Below are 26,816 nucleotides of genomic sequence, written 5' to 3'. Positions count from 1 at the left end.
CAGCATGATGCGTGATCAGCGACACAACGTTCAGCGGGTACTCTGGCTAACACTCATTCTGAATATTGTTGTTACGCTGGTGAAAGCGCTCGTTGGGGTGCTAAGTCACTCTCTGAGTTTGCAGGCGGATGCGCTCCACAGTTTTACCGATGGCATGAGTAATGTCTTGGGGTTGGTGGCCATGCACTGGGCCAATCCCCACCCCGATCGCGAGCATCCCTATGGACATCAAAAGTTTGAAGCATTAGGGGCGCTGGGAATTGCTGCCTTTTTGGGAATGGCCTGCTTTGAAATTCTACAGAGTGCAGTGGAGCGGCTGCTACATCAGGCAACAACGATTGCCCTTGGGGCAGCAGAGCTATGGTTGATGATTGGGGTGTTGGGCATCAATATTGGGGTCACCCTTTACGAGCACCACATGGGGCGCAAGCTGAATAGCCCAGTCTTGCTGGCAGACGCGAAGCACACCCTCAGCGATGTCTGGGTCACCATTGCTGTGCTCCTAGGGCTGATCGGGGTCTGGAGCTTAAACTGGTACTGGTTAGACGTGGCGTTAGCCTTTCCGGTGGCGGCCTTGGTGTTTTGGAGTGCATGGTCGGTGCTGAAAACCAACATTCCGTGGCTGGTGGATGCAGCGGCGATCGCCCCGGAGGCCATTTACACCATTGTCATGGCTATCCCTGGAGTGATCAACTGCCATGACATTAGTTCGCGGGGGGTGGTTGGCCGACAATTATTCATTGAAATGCACCTGATTGTTGAAACGGAGGATGTCACCGCGGCCCATGGGATTACCGAAGAGGTAGAGGCTGCCCTACAAGCACATTATGGCCCTGCACGCATCGTCATCCATGTGGAACCTCAAGATTACCAGTCGAGCCAGATAACGTTTTCTTAATTTTTCTGCCACACTAGCTAAGCAGTCCCTTTTCTCGCTGTGGTATCGTGGCTCCTTTTTTTGAACGCCAGCTTCAACGCCTACGCACCGATCTATTGCGATTGGGGGCACTGGTGGAGACCACCTGTCAACTCTCCTACGGGGTGTTAATTGAAGGGAACCTGACCGCCATTGATCTGCTGCTGCGGCGAGAACAGGAAGTGGATCGCCAGTATCACCAACTGACCCAAGATGCCATTGAAATTTTGACCCTGCACGCCCCAGTGGCCAAGGATCTGCGCTTTTTAGCCAGCTTACTGCACCTCAGTCGGGATTTAGAGCGCATTAGCGACTATGCTGTGGAAATTGCCACCGCTGCTCAGCGCCTCTTTGCCTATCCTGCAACGCCCGCCGTGTTGGCTGAGGTAAAAGCGATGTTTGAGCGATCGCTATTGCTAGTGTCCGAAAGTTTATCTGCTGTTGCGGATCTGGATGTGGAGTTGGCTGCGGCCATTGCCCTCCATGATGATGCGGTGGATGCAGACTACAGGCGCATTTATAGTCGCCTTTGTAGCCCCCTAGCCGAGGCTGAACTGGTGGAGCCACGCCTGTTACTGTTAGTGGTGATTCGCAACCTAGAGCGCATGGGAGACCATGCCACGAAAATTGGCGAGCGAGTTTGCTTTATTGTCAACGGCTACCCCCACTGAGTAAATTTTGCCTTTCACGCCCTTGGGGTGCGGCAATTGCCCCATAACCTCTGAGAATGGAGTTAGCCCCTTTGGATGGAGAGCGCAATGCACCTTGGCCGCCGTTTCTTCTTACAATCTGCTGCTGCGCTGTTACTGGCACAGGCGTTTTGGCAGGAGGGGAGTAGGGCGATCGCTGCTCCTTTACCAACGGTGCGGGCACTCCTCATTGGCATTAACCACTATCCCCACCTTGGAATGGTGCCCCCCCTTGCCGGTTGCCTCACCGATGTGGAACTGGTCAAGATGTTGTTGATGGAACGATTTGGCCTCGATCGCGATCGCCTAACGATTTTGACCGAGGCTGCGGCAACCCTGCCCAGAGTCAGGGAGGAACTGGCAGAACTCCAAGGGCTTGGTGACCCTATTTTGGTCTATTTCAGCGGCTATGGCACCCTCTGGCAACAACAGCCGACGCTCCTATTGGCCAATGCCGATAGCAGTGGTGCTGATAGCTTAGCCTTAGCAGAGCTACTCAACCTCAAATCCCTACAGGTCTGGCTAGATACCCGCTTTACCAGTGCGCCACCCCGCGCCTCTCATCTGCGGTGGCGGTATGCCCCCCTAGCCGCAACCGTTAGCCCTCAGGCACACAGTGAGGCTAAAAACCTCACCGCCGTCAACGATCTTGGGGCAGAAGTCACCCTTAATGGGATGACTGTAGGGCTGTTTACTGCGACCCTGAGCCATTATCTAGCGGCCTTGGCCGGCGATCGCCCCCTGGATCGCAGCGTAATGCATACCGCTGATGACCTGCGCACCCAGCTTGGCAGTGAGGTGCATTTAACGATGGGCAACCTGCCTAGCATGGGTGGTAACAGTTTGGATGCCGTTGTCCAAGGCAGCCATGATCGCACCCTCAACCTTTGGTGCGGCGGGTTCAGTCCATGGTTGCTGGCACACCTCAGCCCCCGCAGTCGTCTGCTCAGCACCGATACAAGCGTAATGGTGGAACTCAGCAGCATCAATGGTTTTATGGCTCAAGGTACAGCCGCTGCTCCGCTGCAAAGTGGCGATCGCCTCTACGAAAAATTGCGTCGCCTCCCTCGCAATCTCAGCCTTAAGGTTGGCTTAGACCCACACCTCGAGAAAATTGAGCGAGTTGATGTCGTGAATGCCTTGGCTAACCAAGGCGACGTGACGGTTGTCAACAGCCCCGACGACCTGCCAGATGTAATCATTACCAAAACCTCAGAGGCCGGTAGCTATGGGCTGCAATGGCCCGCAGGCTCCCTCCTCCAGGAGAGTTGCACCACCACCAACGAAGCTGCCAAGGCGGGAATGCGGCGCTTAAACCCATGGTTTGCCACTCTGCTAGCCCACAAATGGCTGGCCTTGACCGTTAATACAACCTCGAGCCATTTAGGCATTTCCACCACCCTGGAGCAACTCACCCCCCAGCCCAAACTCTTAAGTCGGCAATACACAACTCGCTCCCCCCATCCACTGCCGGAGGTACTGCGCACAAAGCTACCCCCTGTGAACTTGGCAGCCCCCCTCACCCTAACCAAGGGGGACACCTGCCGTTGGAGCATCTATAACTATGGCGACGAGTCCTTAAATGTGCTGGCCGTTGCTTGGGACAGCCGCCAAGGGCTGCTCTTGCTGCCCCTCCAACCGCAGTCCTGGCACCTAGAACTAGCAGCGGGGCTGAGTGTGCCCCTCTACACCTGGAGCTTGAACCACCCTAGCCAGTGGCTGCAAGTCTTTATTATCAGCAGCCGTCGCCCCTTCAGCCACGTTAACCAGCACAGCTCCCCCCCCACCAATGCCCAACCCCTACCGGTGGCTGGGGAGAATGGCCTAGCCCTCACCCAAGGGTTACTCAGCGACCTAAGTACAGAGCCGGAGGGGAATGACCTAAGCTTGGATGTCGCGCAGTGGTGTAGCCAATGCTATACGTTGCGGGTGGTCTAGGCCAAGCGACGGCGTAACAATGGCTGAATCAGCAGACTCAGTGCCACCGCCACCGCTAGCAGGATCGCTATCGCCGTGCCCAAGGAGATGGCCCCCCATGGTGCCACCATCACCACATCGGCAATCGTCCAGTTTGGGTGCAAATACACGTAGCGGATGGGTTCGATAGCTAAACTGAGGGGGTTGAGGCTGGCCACCCACTGCAACCAGGTGGGCATAAATTGCAGGGGGACGAGTGCCGTGCTGGCAAATAGCAGCGGTAAGTTAATGACAAAGATCACCGCCAGCAGTTCAATGTGCCCCGGTAAGGCAAAGGTTAACCCTAAACTCAGTGCCGTCACCCCAAACACAAGAATTAGCACTGTTGCCAACACAACGGCAATTCCCGCTACGTTCGGCAGCCCTGTGCCCAAGACAACCCCCAAGCTGGCGATCGCTACCACCTGAATCAAGCTGAGGGTGGTAATAAACAATGCTGAAGCCAGCACAATTGAAAACCGCGAGGCCAACGGCGCCACCAATAGGCGGTTCAAAAAGCCAAACTCGCGGTCAAACATCACAGGTAGCCCCGCATTCAGAGCACCACTAAAGGCCGTAAACACAATAATGCCAGCACAGAGAAACTGGCCATAGTTCGCACTGTCGCCAAACAGCCCCGACGGTACATTTTGGAACAATGCCCCGAATAGGATCAGCCAAATGAGCGGCTGCACCACCCCCGCCACCAACGTTGAGGGTCGTCGTTGGAGCTGAATAAACAACCGTCGCGTTAAGGCTAGAGTTTCTTGCCAAAAGTCAGGGGAAAATAGCCCCGGAACTCTACTGATTGAAGAGGTGGTCATAGCGCAAACGATAACTCAACTGTTGCCTTCTAGGGTAGCAAGGGACAGAACCGCTAAGCGCCAGTCTTGATAGCCATCCTCTTTTTACGGCTTGGGGGTGCCACCTGCATCGCCCAGTTACGGGTCAACACCATGCGGGGGTGAATTAAGCGGTGCTGATCAATAAGCCAAGCCAGGGTGCGATCGCACACTCGCCACACAGCCTCCTGCAAGTTCAGCCGGGCAATCCGCCGTAATTCATCCAGTTCTGGGGTTTGGCCGCGCCCCGGCTCTAGGCTATCAGCTAAAAAGATCACACAGCTCAACTCATCCATCCCCGGCTGGCCCAGCGTATGGTTGGCCACTGCCGCCAAAACCTGCGCATCCGCTACCCCAAACTCTTGCCGAGCCACCAACGCACTCACCTGTGCATGGAGCAAGTGCGGATCGGCGGTATCTACCTCAGTGATGGGTAATGCCGCTTGCTGCGCCATCGCCAAGAGTGTCTGCGGCGGGAAATATTTGGCTAAATCGTGCAACAACCCCGCCCACGCTGCCCGCGTTACATCCAAACCGTGAACAACGGCTAACTCAGCAGCCATCGTTTCTACCCGCAGAATATGTTGCAGACGCGGTGCTGGCACATGCTCCGCAAGCCACGCCAAAACTTGCTGGCGATCGCAAGGTAGCTCCCCTAGCGCATCACCCTCCATTGGGGACGTCACCATAACCCAAAACTGCGAACAACTAAAATCGAAAGTGCTACCCTTGTATCATACAGCTTGCTCCACAATCAGACCGATCAAACAACTCGGGGGGCTACCCCCTACGCCTTTATGTCTGCCTCAACAGGAGCCGTAATAAAAACTTCCGTAATTTTACGGATAGGGGCAAGCAGAGAAAAAAGAGTATCGTAAATACACGGAGCAACCCCTTGCCCACCGAGTTTGTGTATCTGCGATGCAAGGTTACTAGCAGCAGTCTGTTGCTCTACCCTATGACGACGATTACTGGTCATCTCTGGTAGGATATGCTGTCACCTAAGCCCCTGTTGAACCCCAATGTTCATCCCCTTGGCTGCTTATGAGTTACTGCCTGAATCCGAGCTGTGTCAAACCAGACAATCCTGATGGTTTGGATTTTTGCCAAGCCTGCGGCAGTAAGCTGCTTCTCAACGATCAATATCGAGCCATTCGTGTTCTTGGGAGGGGAGGCTTTGGCACAACCTTTCTTGCGGTTGACACCAAGCTGCCCGGTAACCCTAGCTGCGTGATCAAACAATTACGCCCCGCAGCGTCGGCTCCCCACATTCTGGCCATGGCGCGGGAACTATTTTTGCGAGAGGCCACCACCCTGGGCAAAATTGGCAACCATCCGCAATTACCCCGCCTTCTGGGCTACTTTGAAACCGACAGTGAATTCTACCTCATTCAAGAGTACGTCGCTGGCTTGACCCTGCAGCAGGAAGTCAAGCGCTTTGGAGCCAAAACGGAGGAAGATGTCAAACAAGTACTCCAAGAAGTCTTGCCGATTTTGGATTATCTCCACAAAAACGAGGTCATCCACCGTGACATTAAGCCTGCCAACCTCATTCGCCGCGAAATCGATAACAAACTCGTCCTCATTGATTTTGGCGCCGTCAAAGATAAAGTTACCCAAGCCATGGTGGAAAATGCCCCCGAACTCTCGACCTTTACGAGCTTTGCGGTGGGTACCCCCATGTATGCCCCCCCAGAACAGATGGCCATGCGCCCCATCTATGCCAGCGACATTTATGCCTTAGGGGTGACCTGTGTCTATCTGTTGACGGGGAAATCGCCCAAAGAAATCGAGCGAGACCCGCGCACGGGTGAGTGGCAGTGGAAGAAGTACGCCAAGAACATTTCTCCGGAATTTACGGCACTGCTAGACAAGATGCTAGAGGATGCCATTAAAAATCGCTACCAAACAGCGATGGAGGTTTTGGCAGATTTGCAACTTTTGTCTGCCAAACGGTCAAGTGCCACAAATGCATCCTCACAAAGTGCTGATGATGACCTCAGCAACGCACTCTCGGCACCCCCCAGTCGGGGCGGCAAGCCAATGCTAGGGCGTAGCAGTTATGCATCCTCGGTGAGTCATAATGCCCAAGCGGCACGAGTTCGCCAATCTCGCATGGGGGGACCCGGCGGCCCCCCACTGGTCGGGGCAGGCGGTGGCCAGCACCTGCGCGCAAAAGTAACTCCTCGACTGACGGCAGCCCAACTTCTCACGGCTTACAAACGGGGTGAGCGGGATTTTGTGGATGTTGACTTGTCCAATGTGGTGCTCCGTCATGCGGATTTATCGGGAGCGAACTTCGCAAACGCCAATTTGTCTAATGCTGATCTGAAGGGGTGTATTTTAGCGGGGGCTGTGTTGCGGGAGGCGAATTTGCAGGGGGCGAATCTTAGCGAAGCGAACCTGAACGGCGCTTATCTGGTGCATGCAAACCTTGAAAAAGCGAACTTGAAAGGGGCACGGTTGCAGGATGCCTCGATTTCAGGGGCTAACTTTACCGCAGCGGATATTTCAGGCGCCGATCTGAGTATGGTCTCGGGGGCGGTGCAAGGGCAACTGGATCGTGCCAAGCGCAATTGGTTTACCAAGCTGCCCAAATAACTCTCTCCCCTCTGGTTAAACCGGGGGAGGTACAAACTTAAGCAATTAGCAACAGCTAGGGATATCTGACTACTTCAGGCACTTATCAGAGTCACAGCCAGCGGGGCCTGCCTCTTCAATCGGTTGCGTGTAGCGAGATAATGCCGCATGGAAATCATGGATCCGCCGCCGTTGTGCGACTGCCGCCACTTCTGCGTCATACCGTTGTTTGCTAATGGGTTCAAAGGGCAATCGCGGGAAGGTTTCATTAGCATCAAAACGTGCTAATAATGCCGCAGAGATATAGCCCTGATCTTGCTGAATGGCCTCATAAATGGCGGTGGCCAATGGTTCAATTTCGTGCTCCCGCAACTCAATCGTGGCACTGGTGTTGTGGGTGGTGTAGTGCTGCTGCACTTGCATATAAAAGTCAAATTGAGCCAGCGCAGAAAATTGGCTAATGTCGATCGCGTCTGCGCCGGGCAGGTCTGCCCAGGAAACGGCGACAGGAATTTCAACGAGCCACTCGGTACAGCGCGGGTCAAAGGGGTCATCCAACAGTTTGCCCTGCTCATCTTTATCCGATTGCGATGGGATGATGTTATAGCCGTAGTCATAGCAGGCCATCGCAACAGCGTCACCTTTGCGGAAAGTAATGCGGCGGATAAAGCGTTGTGCTTTGGGGGGATGCCAGCCAGGGGATGCCCCAGTGAGTAAAGACTTTGTGCCAGCGGGTTGCACGGTGGTGCAGCGGTTCGGTCGTTTTAAGCCATGGCGATCGCAATACTCCCATACGGCAGCATGAACAATATCCCGCCAGCGTTGCAAGTAGCTGGCCTCTTGGGTTTTGAAAAATTGACCCTGCGGAGTGTCCGGTCGTCCCTGTGCCCACCACTCTAGCCACGCCGTCCCAAAGGCATGAACGAAAAAGTCGAATAGTCCGGTGAAGCTAACGCCAACAATAGGGTCTAACTCACGGGCATAGCGATAGCGTTCTACTTCAAAACGATGGTGCAATAAGGCGGCTACGGAGATGGCTCCTGCTTTGAAGGCGTTTGCTTGGGTCACTGTATCCGCAGGGTCAATTTGGTTGAGATGAATCTCTGAGAGGTTGCAGTGGAAATCCGCAGAGATAATCTCACCACAGTTGTGAGCCACTAAGCCATTGGCGTCGAACCGATTCGGGCCGGGCACAGAGCAGTCGTAAACGGCAGCTTCTCCATCAGGCGTAATCGCTTCCACTACTACCGCAAACCGTTCCCGATTCAGTTGCCGTTGATAGCCACTCAAGAGTTTCTGGAGTTTAGCCTGCTTGGTTGGCTCTTGGAATCCGATCAATTCTTGAAAATGGAGCAAATTATCTTGGCTAATTACTAACTCATGCTGAGATTGGCAGTGGTAGAGGCTCGGCTGCCGCTGACTATCAGGTAGTAACCGCAAGCCTTCTGGCCTCCGATTTTGATAGATGGTGGCAATAATCCCCAAGCGGGCTAGCATTCGCTGCACAGCTTTGAGGGTTTCGAGGTTGCTTTGGCATAGGCGAACACTCACGCCTTTGTCTTGGCTACCTTGAACACTGCCATCAGCGTCGAATAAGCCCCGTAAAAAACCTTGGTAAAACTCATAACTGGCCTGTTCAATCGCTGGCGTAATGACCTTACGACCGGGCTTTAAGCCAAACTTCGCTGCTAACTGGGCTAGGCCAGTGGAGTTGATCACCTGATGGTTCAGGGTTTTGTGTTCATAGGTCGCCGCAGCGCGAGCTCGATAATCTACCACCGTAGCTAGTAATTCCCGCGCGTATTGGCTCAGTTCCACACGGGACTCTTGCCAAAATCGCAGTAGCCCAATATCACGCCATTGAGTTGTCCCTAAACTGCCATCGCCTAATAAGCTCCCCAGTAGCCAACCTTCCGCTGCCGTTCCTATCCCATCCCAAGGTTGAATCCCTCGATGGTTATGGAGCAAAACCCAATCCCCCGGTCGCAACTCACCAACTTCGACCCATTCGCTGTATTGTTTTTGCTGGGTTTGGGCCGTAACTTTTAGGACTTGGTGATTCGGGGTGAGGCGAAGGGAAAACCCTGCCTTGGTTTGCAGTTTGACAACGGGTTTAATACCTGTAAAAAAGAAGCCGTCCGGTGTAGTGCTGAAGAGTTCGCCGTTGATATAGGTGCTGTGTTGACGACCAATTAAATCCTTGACTTGCCGCGGCCCGTCGCCTGTATGAATCCAAGTTTCGGCGGTAACGCATGGGTTCAGGCCATAGCGACCAAGGCGGTGGTTGATTTCCCGTTCATCTGCCTTGGGGGCTAACTGACGCAAGAGCAAGTCTGCTTGTCCAGTGTCATAGGCACGCAAAAAGCGGTGTTTGAGGTCTGGATTAGTGAGAATATCGGCGTTAGCACGGGCGACGGCTTCCCCTGCCCACTGGATCGCCCCTTCGCCACTATAAAACTGACTGCGTACTGCTTCAATGCATTCCTGTAAGGTTGGCTTGCGATGAAAGACGCGGGTATGGTTGGCCATGCGTAAGGCATCGCGTTTGGGGTCAATAAACCAGTTCCCCTGTTCATCCTGCTGCCATAGGTTTTGCTTGGCGGCGGCAAACTCGGCATCATTGCTGTCCCCTTGACGCATACCTGCGCTGCGCCTCACGTTTCCAGCAACGACCACGGTTGCTGCTTCATCAATGAGCAAGCAACATTCTACTGAGGTAAGTTGGCGACCAAGGGCAGCATTCAAAATTGCAGCACAGCGATGGTAGAGGTCGGGTAGTTTGACGGGGTTAGCTACGCCACCAAAGCCTTTTAAGCGCTCTCCTGTGGGTCTGACATCGCTAATGTCGATGGTAATGGTAACGTGTCCATCAAATTGCATGTCACTGGATAGCTCAAGGATGGTTTGGTAGGATTTAACCCATCCTTGGCGGCTATCGCCTACTTTGATGTGAACGTGGCTACCCTCAACGGTGACTGTGGTGCAGTCTTGGCGCTGGGCTTTCGGCGTTTTTCCAATGGTGCCCACCACGTCAATATCCAGGCGATTACGGATAGGAGGCAATTGGCTGATGTATTTATGCTCAAGGACGGCACCCGTACCGCACCCTTGCATCGCCAAATCCATCATCAGCCCGAACGAGTCCCAGTCAACGACGTTGGTGCTGGTGCAGTTATAGGCGCCGGAGTAGTTCTCGGGGCGCTTTACCCAGTCGGTACCCCCGACCCACAGCCACCGCCCTGATGGCAGCGCTTTAAGCTCCCGTTGCATTTGGCTGAGTAGGGCAACTTCATCGGGGGTGAGATGGCCAACCTCTTTTAAGCCTTGGATGGTGCGATCGCAGACCTGCTGCCAACTTTCCCGCTGTCCTGCGTCATCTTGGCGGCTGTAGGTACGGTAGAACACGGGATAGGCGGTGGCTGCATTAACGGGGAAAGTGGTCTGGGGGCGAGGGGGGTTTTGCACCATCATGAAATTTCCATAACAGGACTACGGGCTAGAGTGATACTAGCAGTAGTGTAACGAAGCGAGCCGTAAGGGTCAATAAGCACTATTTATAGTTTTCAGGTCTAGAGTCTCGCTCAAGCATCACACCAACGTTCCTTGGGGAGCTAGTGCTAAGATGGCAAGCACTGCCGCAATACGTTTAGGATGTTGTGCTGTGAGTCCAGAGTCTGCTGTTGCCGTTCCTCCCGCTAGTGCTGATCCAGTACAGTTTGATCAGGTGGTGATGACTACCTATGGGCGGTTTCCCCTGACCTTAACCCGCGGGGAGGGGTGCCGTGTTTGGGATAACGAGGGGCGCAGCTACCTAGATTTTGTGGCTGGGATTGCCACCTGTACGTTGGGACATGCCCATCCGGCGTTGGTGGCAACGGTTAGCCAGCAAATTCAAACCCTGCACCATGTCTCTAACCTGTACTACATCCCACAGCAGGGGGCTTTAGCCCAATGGCTGGTTAATCACTCCTGTGCCGATCGCGTCTTTTTCTGTAATTCGGGTGCCGAAGCGAACGAGGCCGCCATTAAGTTGGCGCGCAAATATGCCCATACGGTGCGTCAGATTGCTCATCCGGTTATTATTACCGCGCAAGCCAGTTTCCATGGCCGTACCCTTGCCACCATTACGGCCACAGGCCAGCCAAAGTACCAGCAGCATTTTGATCCGCTGGTGCCGGGGTTTGCCTATGTCCCCTACAACGATTTTGCGGCGTTAGCAGATCTGGTGGAGTCGTTGGATCAGCCTCAGCCGCAGGTGGCAGCGATTCTGCTGGAGCCGTTGCAGGGAGAGGGGGGGGTGCGTCCGGGCGATCGCCTCTATTTTGAGCAGGTACGGCAACTCTGCAATCAAAAAGGGATTTTGTTAATCTTTGATGAAGTGCAGGTCGGCATGGGTCGCACGGGTCGCCTCTGGGGCTATGAGACCCTTGGAGTGGAGCCGGATATTTTTACCTCAGCGAAAGGATTAGCTGGGGGTATTCCCATTGGTGCCATGCTCTCTAAAGAGTTTTGTGCAGTGTTTCAGCCCGGCGATCATGCCAGTACGTTTGGTGGCAATCCCTTGGCCACAGCAGCCGCCCTAACGGTTTGTGAAACGATTGAGCAGGAGAATCTGCTGCAAAATGTGAGCGATCGCGGTGAGCAATTACGCGCCGGCCTCCGTGCCCTTGCTAACCGGTATCCCCAACTGATTGCCGACGTGCGCGGCTGGGGCTTAATTAACGGCCTTGAGTTAACCGCAGAGTCAAGCCTCACTGCAGCGGAGGTGGTCAAAGCAGCCATTAGCGAAGGACTGTTGCTGGTGCCTGCGGGGGCGAAGGTGGTTCGTTTTGTGCCGCCTTTAATTGTCAGTGCGGCAGACATCGAGGGGGCGATCGCAGCCGTTGAGCGGTCTTTTGCACGCCTCTGTGGCTAGTTGTTTGAAAGTAATCAATGCAATTTTGATCAGGAGTCACACTGAACCTAAAGGCGATCGCGTATTCTAGGGGGAGGGTTCCTTGACCTCAACTAGTCCAACACTCACTTATCAGGTTGTTATGGCAGGCATCGAGACAGACAACTTTAGTCAACTCTTTCCCCTTTTTAGTGAGAGTTCCAAAGAATCCCTCGCCTCCATGCTTGCCGTGGCTTGGCACAATACCTATCCGGCGGGACGAGCCATTTTAATTGAAGATGCTTGGGGGAATGCCGTTTACTTTATTTTGGCGGGCTGGGTCAAGGTACGGCGGCTGTTGCCCAATGGTGACTTTACCACCCTTGCAATCCTCGGGCCTGGGGACTTCTTTGGCGAGATGGCCATTTTAGACCAGTCGCCCCGCTCGACCGATGTGGTTGCCCTGTGTACCGCTGAAGTTCTCTCGGTTCCTGCTCAAAAATTTACCCTGACCCTGCGCCAAGACCCAGATTTACATTACCGGATGTTGCAGTTAATGGCACAACGGTTGCGCCTCACGAATGCGCGCATTGAGTTAGCCCACCAGCCCTCAGCCGTAAAGCTAGCCAATGTACTGGTCAACCTTGGTCGCCGCTACGGACAGCGGAATGGCGGCAATGCCCACACCGCAGTTATTTTCAATGTGCCGATTAAGGATCTCGCAGATGTGGCCAATATCAGCCCTGAGGAAGCACAGCAGCTTTTAGACAAACTGGCAGCCAAAGGCTGGGTCAAAATTGATGCGGCTAAACAGCAACTGCAGATTCAGAGCTTGCCGCAGCTAGAGCAACTGGCACAGCAGTCGGTGGCTTAAGGGTGCCTTGCTGTTACCGTAACCCCTCGCCTAGGATAGCAATAGTCGCGCTCGGTGAGCTTTAATTCTATGGCGATCGCTCCCAACCTGTACGAGCACACGCTGGTACACTACACCGATCCACTGCACGCCACTGAACTGTTGCGGCAGTATCGCCCCTATCTGGAAATGATTCCCAGTATGCGGCGACCCCAAGAAAGTCTGATTCCCATTCCACTGCCAATTGCGGAAATTCAAATTCCTGCCGCTCATACCAGTAATCAACGTCCCCAAGTGAAGTCAGCGCTGGTGCCCTGCGACCTTGTTTTTCTGATGTGCGATCCAGAATGGAAGGTGAAAACGGATGTTGAGCTATTGGTATTTATCCATCGTCCTGGGGAAAGTTTTACCGAGCTGCTGACGCGGTGGCGCCAGTCACAACTGCTCCTGAGTCGAAGCTATAGCTGGGATATGCCCCTGCAATACCGCGATATCTTTAGCGAAGGGGCAAATCGCCATCTGCCCCTATTTGTGTTGTTTAAGGAAACCCTAGCCGTGATTAAGCGGGGGCTAAAAGCCGCGCGACTGCCCTGTATTGTGGATACAACGGTTTCCAGCACGGCCTCCACTAATTCCCCAAAGTTAATTACTGGAGCGCCAGAAACCCCAGACTGAGCACGAGCCCTTGCAGCTATCTGCTTGAGAGGTCTATTTGGGGGGAGGAACTATTGCGGATCTCGCTTGGTGGTGTCCGGTTGCACCCAAATAATCCGGCGTTGGTTGCCAGCAATGAGATTGGCTTCTTCTTGGGCAATGCGCTGCCATGCTTGGGGCTGGAGATCTCGTTGCTGTTCTTGTTTAAGCTGGGTCACCCGCTGCTCTAGCTGGTGAACTTCCGCTTCTAGGGCAGTGAGTTTCTGTAGTTGGCTGAGTTGGTGGGGTACGATTTTGGCGATCGCCGCCACCCCAAAAGTGAGCAGTAGGATATTCACGCCAATTTTGGCAAGCCCCTCCCAAACGGCTGGAGGAATATTGGAGGATTGCGATGACGGAGCCATGGTAATTAGCGCGAGCAAAGGTACTTTTTAGTTTGACTTCTCCCCTCCTTGAAAGAGAGGGGATTCCCAAAGGATGCTACGCAACGGGCTGAAGCCGCGTTGCTTCGCTTTTCCCTTGAGCTGTCACCCACAACTTAATGCGGGTGGGGGCAGTCAAAGACCCCCTACTCACCTCAAGCATTTCTGCTATTGGGACTACGTTTATGTTTCGGTTTGTGGTTTCGCACTTTTCAACACTAGCCAATTCGATACGCTCAACATCCTGCCATTGCTTGCAGTGGTTTAGGCTTGCCGCCAAAGCGGTAGTGACTTACTTGCCGGGATTTCTCCGTACTAGGATGTCTCTTCGCGTAGTTGATACGCCTACTTTCCACGTCTCTAGTTTAACACATAGAGAGGGCTAAAGCCCCCTGAGTTGGCTGTATCCCCTCGCTAAAGCGGAGGGGTTTTAGCCCGCCCACATCTCTATAAACAACAAAAGCAGTTCCCCATTGCTAAACTTCACACTGTGAGGAACTGCCACAATTAAGAACGTTATAGGTAATGAGGGCTGTAATTGCTTGCGTTGCTCCAGCGAGCGGCTATTTGTACAGCTCTGCTGAAAGTCGGAACGCGAGTACTGCGGGGAGGAGGGCAATTACAAGGGCAATATAAACTTGGGTATCGGTCAGTGCCATGAACGACTCCTTAAGGTACAAACGAATGGGCGATCAAGTGCTGTACTTATTAGTCCATAGGAGCTAACCTTTGGCAACGGTTGCTCATAGTTTGTAACATTTACTCAGCGGTGGGGGTTGGGGTGAACCACCGGCGCGGCAGTAGGGTTACGCCTGTGCCGATCAGCGTTAATACACTTAACCCCACGGCCAAAATATAGAATGGACGACCCGCCTCACCCCAGTAGGTGCCTTGGTGCAAGCTCAGGAAAATCGCTGCCTGTTCCTTCGATAGCCCTAGCCAATTGCGCCCTAAGCGATAGGCAATGCCAGTGGTGGCACTGATGAACAGGGGGAGCGCCGTCACACCAGCAACTAGATGATGAACCTGTCGTGCTGTTCCCTTTGCGGGTAGCGATCGCCCCCACAGGAGCACTAGCCCAGTTGCCAGAATGGCCAATACCCCCAGACCAACGGCTAGGACGTAGATGGGGATCATCCATTCACCGAGGTAACGGCCTTCGTGCAACGTCATCATGACGCGGCCAAAGTCCTTAGATAGCCCCAGCCAACTACGCCCCAAGCGATGCGCCAGACCAGTGATGGCACTAATCAAGAGTGGGACGCAGAAGATCAGCACCATCCGTTGATGCCATTGACTCCCCCACCGGAGCAGTTGTTGCTTTAGGGAACTCACGGCGAACCTCCCACGACGGCAGTGGTATGCACCGGCAGCGTTAGGATAAAAGCGGTGCCATGATCACTATCGGCAGGATAGGGACTGATGACGTTTAAGCTGAGATTGTAGGGGCGCAGCAATTCTTGGGCGATCGCTAGGCCTAACCCTGTTCCTTCCACCTCGCTGTCTGATTGCACACCGCGATAGCCACGGGTAAAGAGGTGGGGCTGCACCGCTGCTGGGATGCCACAGCCGTTATCCCATACCCTCAACTCCACACTCTCAGCCATCACCGTGAGGCGCAAGCCAATGGTACTGCCCGTTGAGGTATACTTGAAGGCATTATCCAGTAAGTTGCTCACGACCTCTTGGCAGACCCGCGTGTCCAGCCATAGGGGAGGCAGCGCGTCCGGTATCTCAACCTCAAAGGTTTTACCTTCCATTTCTGCGCGGGCTTGCGCGGCTTCAATGAGGGGGGCTAGGGCGACCCGTAGGTCTATGGGGGTTCCCACTAAGGTCAGCGGAGCCGCAGCGCTGAGGGCGGGCAGGTCAGCACGCTGTTGGCGATAATCATTCAGAAGTGCCATCAAGCGTTCCGTTTCTTTGGCAATCCCCTCCGCAAGAGAACGACCACGATGGCTAGGTTCTAGGTGTTTGAGCAACAGCTTGACAAAGGTGCGAATTGCCGCAACTGGATTACGCAGTTGGTGGAGAACATTTTCAAAGTGCTGTTGCTGCTGATCAAGGGCGGTGCTGGAGTGGCTGAGCCATTGCTGTCGCTGATCCAAAACACAGGCGATCGCCAAGGTTTGGGCGACTTGTTGTAACTGTTCTCGCTCCGCTGCCAGCCAAGGCTGCTGCTCCCGTTGCGCCACCAATACCCCCAAGACCCAGTTTTGGTACATCAAGGGCAATAGTAATTGATTCGCCAAGGAAGAAAAGAGTTCAACAGGTGGTAACGCGGAGGAGCCTGTCAATGGTGCCGCAGGAAGAGCCAACGCGGATGACAGCGCCAAGGGTGAGGGGGAGTCAGGATAGACGACGACGGGCGACCAAGAGGGGCGATCGCTGAGGGTTTCACTGAGATACACTGCCAGTGAGGAGGCACCCAAGGTCGTGACAACCAGCTTGAGTTGAGTGCGACACAGAGCCACAAATTCTTCACTGGCAGGCGAGAGCATTTAGGAGGCACCCTCAGAGCGACTTGACGAGTGGGGCAGCAGTGCCTGAAAGTCACCGACCCCTGCTGTGTACTCTTCCAATAATTGCTTTTCCATAGGCAGCAAGTTGGGGTCAAGATCGGTGTCTTGCTCCTTCAGGGTTTCTTCAATGAGAGCCATTTGCCCCTCCGCCTCACTCAGGGCGGCTAATAGCTCGGCGTTGACTGGCACGTCCCCAGTTTGGCTAGCCAATGTCTGGTAGCGATCGCGCAGGTCATTGATCTCCTGCTGCATGGCTAGCTTTTCGGCACTCAGTTGCTCAGCCATTTGCTTGTAGTACTTAAAGGCCATCAGGAACGGCACAAGCCGCTCCCGCAGGGTCATATGATCAATATCTAGTTTAGTATAGCGCTCCGCCAACTGGCTGTAGGCTTGGCAAAGACGTAGGTAGCGTTGACTAAGATTATCCATAGGTGATTCTAATTTATGACTGCTGATGCGCTACCCCCCTATCATAGACGGGCAACTCGTTGTTCACCATTGTCGCGGCTTAACAAATTGCAACAATGTAACGTAGATTACGAAATTCTCAAGTTTTGAGGGGCTCGCCTTGGCTCACAATGGCCAGCGCCCAAATTGCCATTGGCCGCAGGTACATACAGGCTCGAAAGGTGCCCTCGGCTGTAATGGCTTCTGGGGTACGAAATTGCAGGCCATGTTCATAGACCTGCTGCACAACAACCTCCGCCACTCGCCAGGCTTCTGCGGTCATGCCACTCTGCCAGAGAAACGCCGCCAAGCCAAAGTTAATGCCGATCCACACTTCTAGGGGATGGGTGGCGTGGGGATCTTCGGGCTGGCCGTTAGGCAAAAGGCCATTGGCTGCCCCCACGGTGCCGTTGTGAAACTGCAAGAAGCAAGTATTGTAAATGGTTTCCAGAGCCTTACGGGCACACTCGGGCGGCACAATATCTGGCAAGCCCAAAAGCTTGGCGTAAAATTGGCCACAGAGTTGATCCGCCATTACCACCTCAGAGCCGCTACCCGTGTCAAGGCGGTAGTACGCACCGTTCCACAGCAGTGCATGGTAGCGGGGGCGCGCTTGTTGCAACCATCGGTCGTAGGTTTTGCCCTCCGGTTGCTCGAGTACCGTGGCCAAGGCGATCGCGGCTTCGAGAGCCGCCAGCCACAGCCCCCCACAATAGGCGCTGACCCCTTGTAACCTCCAGTCATCGTAGGTTTGATCTGGAGCACCCCCATTTTCAGGGAGGCCATCGCCATCGGTGTCAAACTGTTTGAGGTAGTTTAAGGCAGCAACAACTGCTGGCCAACACTCGCGGGCAAAATCGAGATCACTGCCCCCCGTCAGCAAAAAATCACGATAGACCAGTAGGACAAAATCGGCAGCGAGGTCTTTCCATAGGTTGCAATCTTGGTAGGCCGTATAGTTGGTGCGCTCCCACGGGTGCTCGTTGGGTGCTCCTAGGTCGTGGGGAACGGCATTGGCCACTTTACGGGGTGCTCTGTAGGCCGTTGCTGGATCACCGCGATAAAAATAGCCAATAATCCGCGGGGTGGGGTCAGCGGTGGGAATGGCACGGGCAAAGGCACGCATCACGGTTTTTTCGAGGTCTGGCCACAGGTGCAGCAGGGCAAAGGAACCGTACAGGCGCACATCTAAGCTTTCATACCAGCGATAGTCGAGGCACTCTAAGACAGCAAATTGCCCCAAGGGATCGCGATCGCTAGCGGCACTCCACAACGTCCCGCCACTACTGAGGACGTACAACTCATTGCACAGCGCCATTTTGAACCAGTCCGGCCAGTGGGGGTGTTCTAGAATGGGTTGTTGCCAACTGCGAATCTGCTGTTGCCACTGGCGATAGTGCTGGAGGCCGCGGCTGGCTAAACGAACCGCATTTTGACCGGAGCGATCGCAAAAATCGGTATAGCGACGGTAATAGATAATCCCTGCACCAAACTCCGTTACAGGTAAATCCCACGCCAACACCACGGGCAGTTCGGTGGTCTGCCCAGGGGCTACGGTAAAGCGCAGGGCAAAGGCAGCGGCCACTTGCTCTGACGCGTGGGCAGGGGTGGTGTCGGTGCAGTTGGGAAGCGAGCCATCCTTGGCAAAATACTGCCAGAGGTCGGCTCCATCGCCATCGGGGTTCCAGCGGCTGTGCCAGAAACATTCCCCTACTCCCGTCGGCACAAGGGCGGCCCATTCTCCATCCCCTTCCTGCGGTGGGGTGGCATGGGGCGATCGCCGCAGTCGCCAGCCATGGTACTGCTCCGTTTGCAGAATTTCATTGAAATTCCCCTGACTGTGCCGCCAGCGGGGGGTGTAGGTATAGACGGGGCTGCCATCATCGCGGATCTCAATGGCGGACGAGGGGGTCGCATTCGTAAACCAGCCCACCATGTTCTGCCATGAGAACATTAAGCTCAGGGTGATAGGCTGTGCGGTAGGGTTGTGAAACTGCCACAGAAACACCGCCAACGGATAACTGGTCTCTTGGTAATTGTGGGGCAGAATCGGCGAAAATTGCTCACAACTGACGTCGGTGCTAAACACACCATCGTACACAAACCCACTGCGGGGATAGCGAGCGCTATACGTCCCCTGGCCGGCGGGATACCACTGCCACGCTGCCAAGGTACCGTCTGCTGGTGGACTACCGAGGGCATAGGCACCAGTTCCCTGCTCAAACAGGCTAAATTGACAGGCGGGAACCGTTTGAAACAGGTGCTCACCGCCATCTAAATGCCAAAGGTTAAAGTCCCCTGCCGAAGAGCGACCAATACAGCCCGCCCCAAACCCCCCAAGGGGCATCCCATGCCATGGTCCATCGTCAAGATTACTGGCATAGCGGACGCGGTACGGAGTCTCCCATCCATGGGCGATCGCCCGACTCCATGCACAATTAGCCACGTCAATTACGCTGTTTTCCACACCTGTTGCCCATCTGGTAGTAACGTCGGCTCCATAATCATAAACCCCCTAGTGAGTTCCTAGGGGGCAAAAGGAGTCTTAGTCTGAACGCGAGCATGGGGGCAGGCATTCCCCCTGAGGCTATTTTATTTAGGAACCAGCCACCAAGTTATTTGGTCTCCGAGAACTCCGCATCAATGACATCATCACCACCGCTGCCAGAGCTACTCCCTGTACTGCTGGCGCCACCGGTGGCAGTGCTTGGCTCACCGCTTTGATAGACGCTCGCACCGATGCTGTAGAGGGTTTGTTGTAGCTCCTGCATCAAGGATTTAACCCGCCCGAAGTCAATGGACTCCACTGGTTTCTTCTCGGCCTCGCTGCCAATTTCCGAGCGCAGGTTGGCAATCAGCGCCGTGAGCTTGTCCTTATCCCCACTGGAGACTTTATCCCCAATTTCGGCGAGTTGTTTCTCGGCTTGGTAGCAGAGTTGCTCTGCTTGGTTCTTGGTTTCGATTTTCTCGCGCTTCTCTTTATCAGCGGCGGCATTCATTTCTGCTTCGCGCACCATCCGCTCAACGTCTTCCTTCGGCAGAGTCGAAGCGCCGGTAATGCTAATGGACTGCTCCTTGCCCGTTCCTTTGTCGCGGGCTTTCACATTCAGGATACCGTTGGCATCAATGTCGAAGGTGACCTCAATCTGGGGCACACCACGAGGTGCAGGCGGAATGCCATCCAGACGGAAGGTGCCTAAGCTCTTGTTATCGGCGGCCATTTCCCGCTCCCCTTGCAGGACGTGAATTTCCACGTTGGTTTGGCCATCCACCGCCGTAGAAAAGACTTCGGATTTTTTGGTGGGGATTGTGGTGTTGCGAGGAATAATTTTGGTCATCACCCCGCCAAGGGTTTCTACCCCGAGGGAGAGAGGAGTAACATCCAGCAGTAGAATATCTTTGACTTCACCCGCGAGTACCCCAGCTTGAATGGCAGCTCCGACGGCAACCACTTCATCGGGGTTGACGCTTTGGTTGGGTTCTTTGCCAAGGGAGCGTTTCACCAGTTCCTGAATCGCCGGAATTCGGGTTGACCCTCCCACCAACACGACTTCATCAATTTGGTCTTTGCTGAGTTTGGCATCTTTGAGTGCCTGCTCTACGGGCACCCGGCAACGCTCAATTAAGTCGGCGCAGAGTTCTTCAAATTTGGCTCGCGTCAGCGTCATGTCAAGATGCTTAGGCCCATCTTGGGTGGCGGTAATGAAGGGTAAGTTAATTTCTGTTTGGGTAACGCTGGATAGCTCGATTTTGGCTTTTTCGGCAGCTTCTGTGAGCCGCTGTAGGGCTTGCTTGTCTTTGCGCAGGTCAATGCCTTCTTGGGCACGGAAGGACTCCGCCAAAAAGTCCACGATCTTTTTGTCGAAATCGTCTCCACCCAAGTGGGTATCCCCAGAGGTGGCTAGGACTTCAAAGACGCCATCGCCAACTTCGAGGATGGAGACATCAAAGGTACCTCCACCTAGGTCAAACACGAGAATGGTTTCGTTACTCTTGCGATCCAAACCGTAGGCCAGTGAAGCGGCGGTTGGTTCGTTGATGATGCGCAGCACCTCAAGACCCGCAATGCGCCCGGCATCTTTGGTGGCTTGGCGTTGGGAATCGTTGAAGTAGGCGGGTACGGTAATTACCGCTTGGGTCACCTCTTCGCCTAGGTATTTGCTAGCATCATCCTTCAGCTTGCGCAGGACTTGGGCAGAAATTTCTTCGGGGGCAAATTGCTTGCCTTGGGCGGGGCAGTCTAGTTTGACATTGCCGTTAACATTCAAAACTTTGTAGGAGACTTCAGTGGTTTCGTGGATCACTTCATCGAAGCGACGGCCAATGAAGCGTTTCACTGAATAGAAGGTATTCTCGGGGTTCATGACCGCTTGCCGTTTGGCGATTTGACCCACGAGGCGATCGCCATTTTTGGTGTAGGCGACAACGGAGGGGGTTGTCCGAAACCCTTCAGCGTTGGCAATAACCGTAGGCTTGCCCCCTTCCATAACGGCCACACAGGAGTTGGTGGTACCAAGGTCAATTCCGACAACTTTTGCCATAGCGACTAAGACTCCCTTTGCAGGCTAACTTCGATCTGGGGCACAACACCCATACTGGGTTTAACCCTCTCTTTATCCATAGTGCGATCGCTTCCCCAAGTAGCAAAAGGGGGATTTACCGAACCTAGGCGGGGTGGGTGGGGGTGTAGGGTAGTGGATCGGTTAGCCCCAAGGCCGCAAAGGCTGCCAAGCGCAAGCGACAGGCATCACAGCGACCGCAGGCCCGTGCTGGCTCGTGAGTGCCGCCGTCACTATAGCAAGACCAAGTTTTCTCCCAAGGTACGCCATACTCATTGCCGAGGCGAATAATATCGGTCTTGTGCAGATCAATTAAGGGACAGATGATCTCGATGGGGTTTCCTTCGCGCCCCTGCTTGGTACCAAGCCGATACACCTCGGCCATGGCTGCAATATAGTCAGGCCGACAGTCTGGATAGCCCGAATAGTCAAGGGCATTCACGCCAATGTGAACCGATTGGGCATGGATGGCCTCAGCGTAAGCAAGGGCAAAACTCAGAAAAATAGTATTGCGGGCGGGCACATAGGTCACCGGAATCTCTTGGCTCATGGTGCTAAGGTCGCGATCGCAGGGCAAGTCAATGGTTTGATCAGTGAGGGCTGAGCCACCCCACAGCCGTAAATCAAACTGAATGACGTGGTGCTGTACCACCCCCGCCGCTGCCGCAATGGCGATCGCTGAGGTTAACTCCTGCTGATGGCGTTGCCCATAGTTAAAGGAAAGGGCATAGCATGCATAGCCCAATGCCTTAGCACGAAATAACACCGTGCTCGAGTCCAAGCCGCCCGAGAGCAACACCACCGCCTTTTTAGTCGTCATTGGGTTCGTCAAGCAATCACTAAAAACTTTACATTTGGCAATGCTGTGGTAGCATCTTTCTGAAAATGCTACTTCAGTGGTGGCCAACGCCGAATCATTCCACGGTTGCGTTTAAGGGGTAAATGAGAGGAGTGAAACAACAAACGATGAGTTCTGCCGTCCGTCCCCAGCCCGACCCGCTGCGCATCGGTGTCATTGGTGTTGGCAACATGGGTCAGCACCACACCCGTGTTTTGAGTTTACTCAAAGATGTGGAATTAGTGGGGATCTCCGACCTCAACCTAGAGCGCGGCATTGATACAGCCAGCAAGTACCGAATTAAATTCTTTGAAAATTATATTGATTTATTGCCCCATGTCGATGCCGTGTGCATTGCAGTGCCCACACGATTGCACCATGAAGTGGGCATTACCTGTCTGCGCTATGGGGTTCATGTACTGGTGGAAAAACCCATTGCCGCCAGTATTAGCGAAGCTGAGTCCTTGGTAAATGCTGCGGCGGAGTGCCAGTGCATTTTGCAGGTAGGTCACATTGAGCGGTTTAACCCTGCCTTCCAAGAGCTGAGTAAGGTACTGCGCACTGAAGAAATTTTAGCAGTAGAAGCGGATCGCATGAGTCCGTACCCCGATCGCGCCAATGATGTGTCTGTGGTTTTGGACTTAATGATCCACGACATTGATCTGTTATTGGAGCTAACCAGCTCACCGATAGTACGCCTAACGGCTGCGGGCAGTCGCTCTGCGAATTCTGGGTACCTAGACTATGTAACGGCCACCCTAGGGTTTGCCAACGGCATTATTGCCACCCTCACCGCCAGTAAGGTGACCCATCGCAAACAGCGGCGTATTGCGGCTCATTGCAAAAATTCGCTGACGGAAGCCGATTTCCTCAAAAACGAAATTCTCATCCACCGCAAAACCACCGCTAGTTGTAGCGCTGATCACGGCCAAGTGCTGTATCGGCAGGATGGCCTCATCGAGAAGGTCTATACCAGTAACATTGAACCCCTGCACGCTGAGCTAGAGCATTTTGTGAACTGTGTGCGGGGTGGGCAGCCCCCTCAGTGGGTGGGGAGCAGGCGCTCAAGGCACTCCGCTTGGCCAGCCTCATTGAGCAGTTGGCGCTGGATGGCCACAGTTGGGGGCAGTTGGATGCATCCCTCTCAACATTGACCTATGCTTGAGCTACCTTGGAAAAATCCCAAAGCTAACTAAGGCAACCACGATGGGCGAAGAACAGCAATGGTCTCGGGAGACAGGCCTCCGTGAGGCAAACACCGCGGCGTTACGCTTAAGTAAAGTTCTGGCTGCTCGCAGTCGTTGGCAAACCCTGTGGATCTCGTTGCGCACTGCCTTAACACCAGTAACTATCCTTGTGGTGCTGGTGGCGTGGGCGTTGGATTGGGATGCGGTGGGAGTGGCCGCTGCTTTGCTGTTGGGGGTGTTCAGTTTCCCCATTGTTTGGCACTCCACCTATCACTGGTTTACAGAAGATTTAACGGTGCAACAACGGCAGTTCATCTTTGCTACGGTGGGGCTGAGCTTAACCGTCTTGGCGCTAATTGGCATGACCGGCGCGATGGACTGGATTCGTGGTCGCTTTCAAGGCACCAATTGGGATGCGGTGGGTGCCCTAGCAGAAGGCTTTGGTGCCTTGGGTCAAATTTTAGTGGCACTGCTGGCGGCCTACGTGGCATGGCGGCAGTACGTGATCTCGCGGGACCTCACTACCCAACAAAACCGGATTACCCAACAGCAAACCATTGATAGCTATTTTCAGGGCATTTCTGACCTTATTTTGGATGACCAAGGGCTATTGGAGGACTGGCCCCTGAACGAGCGATCGCCGAGGGGCGCACGGCGGCTATTTTGGCAGGCTTAGATGCCGAAGGTAAAGCAAAAATCATTCGTTTTCTCTCAGGGGCAAAGCTGCTAGCTCCTTTGAAGCGCGATCGCCGCCTAGGGCGAGCAATTTTTGATGGCTTAGGCGGTTATGAAGAAGATATCGAGTATGGCGTACGGGTCATTAACCTAGGCAGTATGCTAGCGGGCACCGATCTGAGTGGCACCGATTTGCGCTGGACGGAGTTAAGTGATGCCAACCTCACAGGAGTGCAGTTCCGCAATTGCAACCTCACCCGCGCTAATTTGGCCGGAGCTATTTTGCAAGGGGCAGACTTCACTGGCGTGGATATGAGCCGAACTCGCTTATTTTACGGTCCGGTGGAGCAAGCTAGCCCTCGCGATCGCCTCAATCCACCGAATTTTCGGACGGGTGCCTATACTGGTGCGGTGGTGGAAGATGTCAATTTTAGTAATGTCAAAAACCTTTCCGAAGAGCAGCGCTACTATTGCTGTGCGTGGTGTGGCAGCCGCGCTCGCGAAACCATTCCTGGGGGGTGCGACGGCATTCCTAACAAATTGGGACGCTGACAACGTCAATCAAGAGACAGGCTCTGTCCTTTAGGACGGAATGGTCTAAATACTTTACTACTTTACTGACGCTCGCCCCTACCTACTTCACCCATTCCATCGAACGCTCCATTGAGGGTAGTGATTTTGACTTCTCCCCTCCTTGAAAGACTCCTTGAAAGAGAGGGGATTCCCAAAGGATGCTACGCAACGGGCTGAAGCCGCGTTGCTTCGCTTTTCCCTTGAGCTGTCACCCACAACTTAATGCGGGTGGGGGCAGTCAAAGACCCCCTACTCACCTCAAGCATTTCTGCTATTGGGACTACGTTTATGTTTCGGTTCGTGGTTTCGCGCTTTTCAACACTAGCCAATTCGATACGCTCAACATCCTGCCATTGCTTGCAGTGGTTTAGGCTTGCCGCCAAAGCGGTAGTGACTTACTTGCCGGGATTTCTCCGTACTAGGATGTTTCTTCGCGTAGTTGATACGCCTACTTTCCACGTCTCTAGTTTAACACATAGAGAGGGCTAAAGCCCCCTGAGTTGGCTGTATCCCCTCGCTAAAGCGGAGGGGTTTTAGCCCGCCCACATCACTCCTATAATTGTTGAATGCTAACTTGATTCCACAAGAGCCAGAGTTTACCTTAGAGCAGGCTCTAGATGAAGATTGGCTTCGCTGGCAACCCGAATAGTTCGTAGAACAAACTTTAGATCCCTCTCTAGCTAGAGGTACAGGCCGCAATCAAACCAGCTGCACCGCCGCTGACAACTTGAATAGGGACTTGTAGAGCGTCTGCCACCGTTTCAAGGGAGAGATCATCTAAAAAAACAGCCTCATCGTGTTTGAGCATGATACTCGGCAGTAGTAGGCGATCGCCCAAGGGTTTTCCTTGTAGGTGATAGATTAAGTCATGGCCTGTGAGTAATCCAGTAACCGTCATGGCTTGCCCCCAGTAATCACTAGCTAGCGGGTAGAGATCAAGGCGAAGGTTCTGAATTTGGTTGAGACGGGTTACAAGGGGCTGGAATGCCTCGCCGACCGCATTACCCACCACCCAGCTTAAATGGCGCGCTGTCGGCAAGCGGGTGGGTAAGTCGTGGCTGTGGGCGGCAAACTCTTCTAAAAACAGACGAATCGTACCCACACCGTTACTCAGTTGTGGATAATCTTGGTAATGGGTGGCAGGAGGCAGCGGTCTGCCAGCAATTAAAAACCACTCATCTGCCAGCCAGACAAAGGGGGTACCCCATTGGCGCTGAAAGTGCTCCTGAAGAGCTTGTACCTGCCGCAAGACGGTGCGGGCATCATCAGGGGTCACCGGTACCAGTTCATCATCAGCGGGGCGAAAGCGGGTTAACCCCACGGGTACCACCGCAACCGAAAGAACCGTCGGCCAATCTGGGTGGTAAAAGCTCGCTAAATCCCGCAGGGTTTGCTCAAGGCACTGCCCGTCATTAATGCCCGGACACACCACCACTTGGGCATGGAGTTGCAATCGTTGTTCCTGAAACCAAGCAAGCTGTCGCAGAATCTCGCCAGCACGCGGATTTTTGAGGAGGCGTTGGCGAACGCTGGCAACCGTTGCATGCACAGAGACATACAGGGGCGACAGGCGCAGCCGGGCAATCCGTTGCCACTCTGGTGCCGTGAGATTTGTCAGCGTGAGGTAGCTACCGTAAAGAAAACTTAGGCGATAGTCATCATCCTTGGCATAGAGGCTCTGCCGCTTGCCGGGTGGCTGTTGATCAATAAAGCAAAAGGGGCAGCGATTGTTGCACTGGAGCAAACCATCAAATAGAGCTGTGGTGAACTCCAGCCCGAGGTCATCATCCGCTTCCTTCTCAATTTCTAGGGTATAGGTTTGACCGTCTTTACCAAGGACTTCTAGCGTTAGCACCTCATCTGCGCACAGGAAGCGGTAGTCAATGAGATCGCGGGGTCGCTCGCCATTGATAGCTAGCAACGCGTCCCCTGGCTCAAAACCAAGCTCTGCAGCAATCGAGTCCGGTTCCACGCGACTGACAATAGCGGGATGCACAGGACGATGATTCATACAATGGTTGGGTATATCTAAAAAAGCAAAGATTGTCCCCTCTGAGCAGGCATACCCTCCCTCCGACCACAATAATTCTAGACTTTATTTTGTGGGTGGTTTTGTGGGTACCGCCCTAGAACTGCGGCAGTAACCTTGTCTTGGGGAGCGAATACAATGATTGTATGCTGATTTGCAAATTCACAGCCAACCCCAAACTCAATAACGTAAACGTATCAATCA

The 26,816-nt window shown here is 54.0% G+C and carries 19 protein-coding genes and 2 pseudogenes; 9 read left to right on the top strand and 12 right to left on the bottom strand.

Annotated features, from left to right (window positions below; translation table 11 throughout):
- Window positions 1–4 precede the first annotated feature (4 nt).
- The 3 genes from BRW62_RS01160 to BRW62_RS01150 all read left to right on the top strand — a co-directional run bounded on the left by BRW62_RS01160 (window position 5) and on the right by BRW62_RS01150 (window position 3,543).
- Entirely contained in the window at window positions 5–898 is an 894-nt protein-coding gene (locus BRW62_RS01160; protein ID WP_099797747.1) for a cation diffusion facilitator family transporter, read from the top strand.
- A 47-nt stretch (window positions 899–945) separates the two neighbouring features.
- Complete coding sequence (gene phoU, locus BRW62_RS01155; RefSeq protein ID WP_157768302.1) at window positions 946–1,587, top strand: phosphate signaling complex protein PhoU; 642 nt, start codon at window positions 946–948, stop codon at window positions 1,585–1,587.
- Between the two features lie 75 nt (window positions 1,588–1,662).
- Window positions 1,663–3,543 (top strand): caspase family protein, encoded by a 1,881-nt coding sequence (locus tag BRW62_RS01150; RefSeq protein WP_198406082.1) that lies wholly within the window; start codon window positions 1,663–1,665, stop codon window positions 3,541–3,543.
- On the opposite strand, the gene BRW62_RS01145 is transcribed toward BRW62_RS01150, so the two are convergent.
- Both BRW62_RS01145 and yqeK read right to left on the bottom strand, forming a co-directional pair.
- A complete protein-coding gene (locus BRW62_RS01145; protein WP_099797741.1) occupies window positions 3,540–4,385 on the bottom strand; it encodes an ABC transporter permease in 846 nt (281 codons plus the stop codon). The genes BRW62_RS01150 and BRW62_RS01145 overlap by 4 nt on opposite strands.
- Before the next feature lie 53 nt (window positions 4,386–4,438).
- Window positions 4,439–5,092: a bis(5'-nucleosyl)-tetraphosphatase (symmetrical) YqeK gene (yqeK, locus tag BRW62_RS01140; protein WP_227517484.1), complete on the bottom strand. Its 654-nt coding sequence runs from the start codon at window positions 5,090–5,092 to the stop codon at window positions 4,439–4,441.
- 355 nt (window positions 5,093–5,447) lie between these two features.
- Between yqeK and BRW62_RS01135 the strand changes: the two genes are divergently transcribed.
- Window positions 5,448–7,004 carry a serine/threonine-protein kinase gene (locus tag BRW62_RS01135; protein WP_099797737.1) on the top strand — a complete coding sequence of 519 codons (1,557 nt, stop codon included), beginning with the start codon at window positions 5,448–5,450 and terminating at the stop codon, window positions 7,002–7,004.
- 69 nt (window positions 7,005–7,073) lie between these two features.
- Here the strand turns inward: BRW62_RS01135 and nrdJ are convergent, their stop codons facing one another.
- Window positions 7,074–10,454: a ribonucleoside-triphosphate reductase, adenosylcobalamin-dependent gene (nrdJ, locus tag BRW62_RS01130; protein ID WP_227517483.1), complete on the bottom strand. Its 3,381-nt coding sequence runs from the start codon at window positions 10,452–10,454 to the stop codon at window positions 7,074–7,076.
- A gap of 151 nt (window positions 10,455–10,605) precedes the next feature.
- Here nrdJ and BRW62_RS01125 point away from each other — a divergent pair, with 151 nt between their 5' ends.
- The 3 genes from BRW62_RS01125 to BRW62_RS01115 all read left to right on the top strand — a co-directional run bounded on the left by BRW62_RS01125 (window position 10,606) and on the right by BRW62_RS01115 (window position 13,384).
- On the top strand, window positions 10,606–11,898 hold the full coding sequence (locus tag BRW62_RS01125; RefSeq protein WP_099797733.1) for an aspartate aminotransferase family protein: 1,293 nt from the start codon (window positions 10,606–10,608) through the stop codon (window positions 11,896–11,898).
- Between the two features lie 121 nt (window positions 11,899–12,019).
- Complete coding sequence (locus BRW62_RS01120) at window positions 12,020–12,730, top strand: Crp/Fnr family transcriptional regulator (RefSeq protein WP_099799781.1); 711 nt, start codon at window positions 12,020–12,022, stop codon at window positions 12,728–12,730.
- Window positions 12,731–12,784: 54 nt separating this feature from the next.
- Window positions 12,785–13,384 carry a hypothetical protein gene (locus BRW62_RS01115; protein ID WP_227517480.1) on the top strand — a complete coding sequence of 200 codons (600 nt, stop codon included), beginning with the start codon at window positions 12,785–12,787 and terminating at the stop codon, window positions 13,382–13,384.
- Window positions 13,385–13,434: 50 nt separating this feature from the next.
- Here the strand turns inward: BRW62_RS01115 and BRW62_RS01110 are convergent, their stop codons facing one another.
- The 8 genes from BRW62_RS01110 to queC all read right to left on the bottom strand — a co-directional run bounded on the left by BRW62_RS01110 (window position 13,435) and on the right by queC (window position 22,130).
- Entirely contained in the window at window positions 13,435–13,767 is a 333-nt protein-coding gene (locus BRW62_RS01110) for a slr1601 family putative cell division protein (protein ID WP_099797729.1), read from the bottom strand.
- Between the two features lie 581 nt (window positions 13,768–14,348).
- Window positions 14,349–14,444, bottom strand: a complete 96-nt coding sequence (gene psaM, locus BRW62_RS01105; protein ID WP_099797727.1) for a photosystem I reaction center subunit XII — start codon at window positions 14,442–14,444, stop codon at window positions 14,349–14,351.
- A gap of 100 nt (window positions 14,445–14,544) precedes the next feature.
- On the bottom strand, window positions 14,545–15,120 hold the full coding sequence (locus BRW62_RS01100; RefSeq protein ID WP_099797725.1) for a peptidase: 576 nt from the start codon (window positions 15,118–15,120) through the stop codon (window positions 14,545–14,547).
- Complete coding sequence (locus BRW62_RS01095) at window positions 15,117–16,283, bottom strand: GAF domain-containing sensor histidine kinase (protein ID WP_099797723.1); 1,167 nt, start codon at window positions 16,281–16,283, stop codon at window positions 15,117–15,119. The genes BRW62_RS01100 and BRW62_RS01095 overlap by 4 nt, the downstream gene beginning before the upstream one ends.
- Window positions 16,284–16,733, bottom strand: a complete 450-nt coding sequence (locus BRW62_RS01090) for a hypothetical protein (RefSeq protein WP_099797721.1) — start codon at window positions 16,731–16,733, stop codon at window positions 16,284–16,286. It abuts the gene before it with no gap.
- A 118-nt stretch (window positions 16,734–16,851) separates the two neighbouring features.
- The gene (locus BRW62_RS01085) at window positions 16,852–19,218 is read right to left on the bottom strand and encodes a GH116 family glycosyl hydrolase (RefSeq protein WP_099797719.1); all 2,367 of its coding nucleotides are present in this window, start codon (window positions 19,216–19,218) and stop codon (window positions 16,852–16,854) included.
- 148 nt (window positions 19,219–19,366) lie between these two features.
- Complete coding sequence (gene dnaK / locus BRW62_RS01080; RefSeq protein WP_099797717.1) at window positions 19,367–21,292, bottom strand: molecular chaperone DnaK; 1,926 nt, start codon at window positions 21,290–21,292, stop codon at window positions 19,367–19,369.
- A gap of 124 nt (window positions 21,293–21,416) precedes the next feature.
- A complete protein-coding gene (gene queC / locus BRW62_RS01075) occupies window positions 21,417–22,130 on the bottom strand; it encodes a 7-cyano-7-deazaguanine synthase QueC (protein ID WP_099797715.1) in 714 nt (237 codons plus the stop codon).
- A gap of 146 nt (window positions 22,131–22,276) precedes the next feature.
- Here queC and BRW62_RS01070 point away from each other — a divergent pair.
- Together BRW62_RS01070 and BRW62_RS14945 are read left to right on the top strand one after the other, a co-directional pair.
- Window positions 22,277–23,313 (top strand): annotated as a pseudogene (locus BRW62_RS01070) (Gfo/Idh/MocA family oxidoreductase).
- 41 nt (window positions 23,314–23,354) lie between these two features.
- Window positions 23,355–24,562: pseudogene (locus BRW62_RS14945) on the top strand (pentapeptide repeat-containing protein).
- A gap of 697 nt (window positions 24,563–25,259) precedes the next feature.
- Here BRW62_RS14945 and BRW62_RS01055 read toward each other — a convergent pair.
- The gene (locus BRW62_RS01055) at window positions 25,260–26,594 is read right to left on the bottom strand and encodes a TIGR03279 family radical SAM protein (protein WP_099797713.1); all 1,335 of its coding nucleotides are present in this window, start codon (window positions 26,592–26,594) and stop codon (window positions 25,260–25,262) included.
- Window positions 26,595–26,816 lie beyond the last annotated feature (222 nt).

It is taken from the genome of Thermostichus lividus PCC 6715 (assembly GCF_002754935.1).
Lineage (GTDB): Bacteria > Cyanobacteriota > Cyanobacteriia > Thermosynechococcales > Thermosynechococcaceae > Thermosynechococcus > Thermosynechococcus lividus.
Note: the sequence above shows the minus strand (reverse complement) of the source record. Positions and strands in the feature narration are given on the sequence as shown.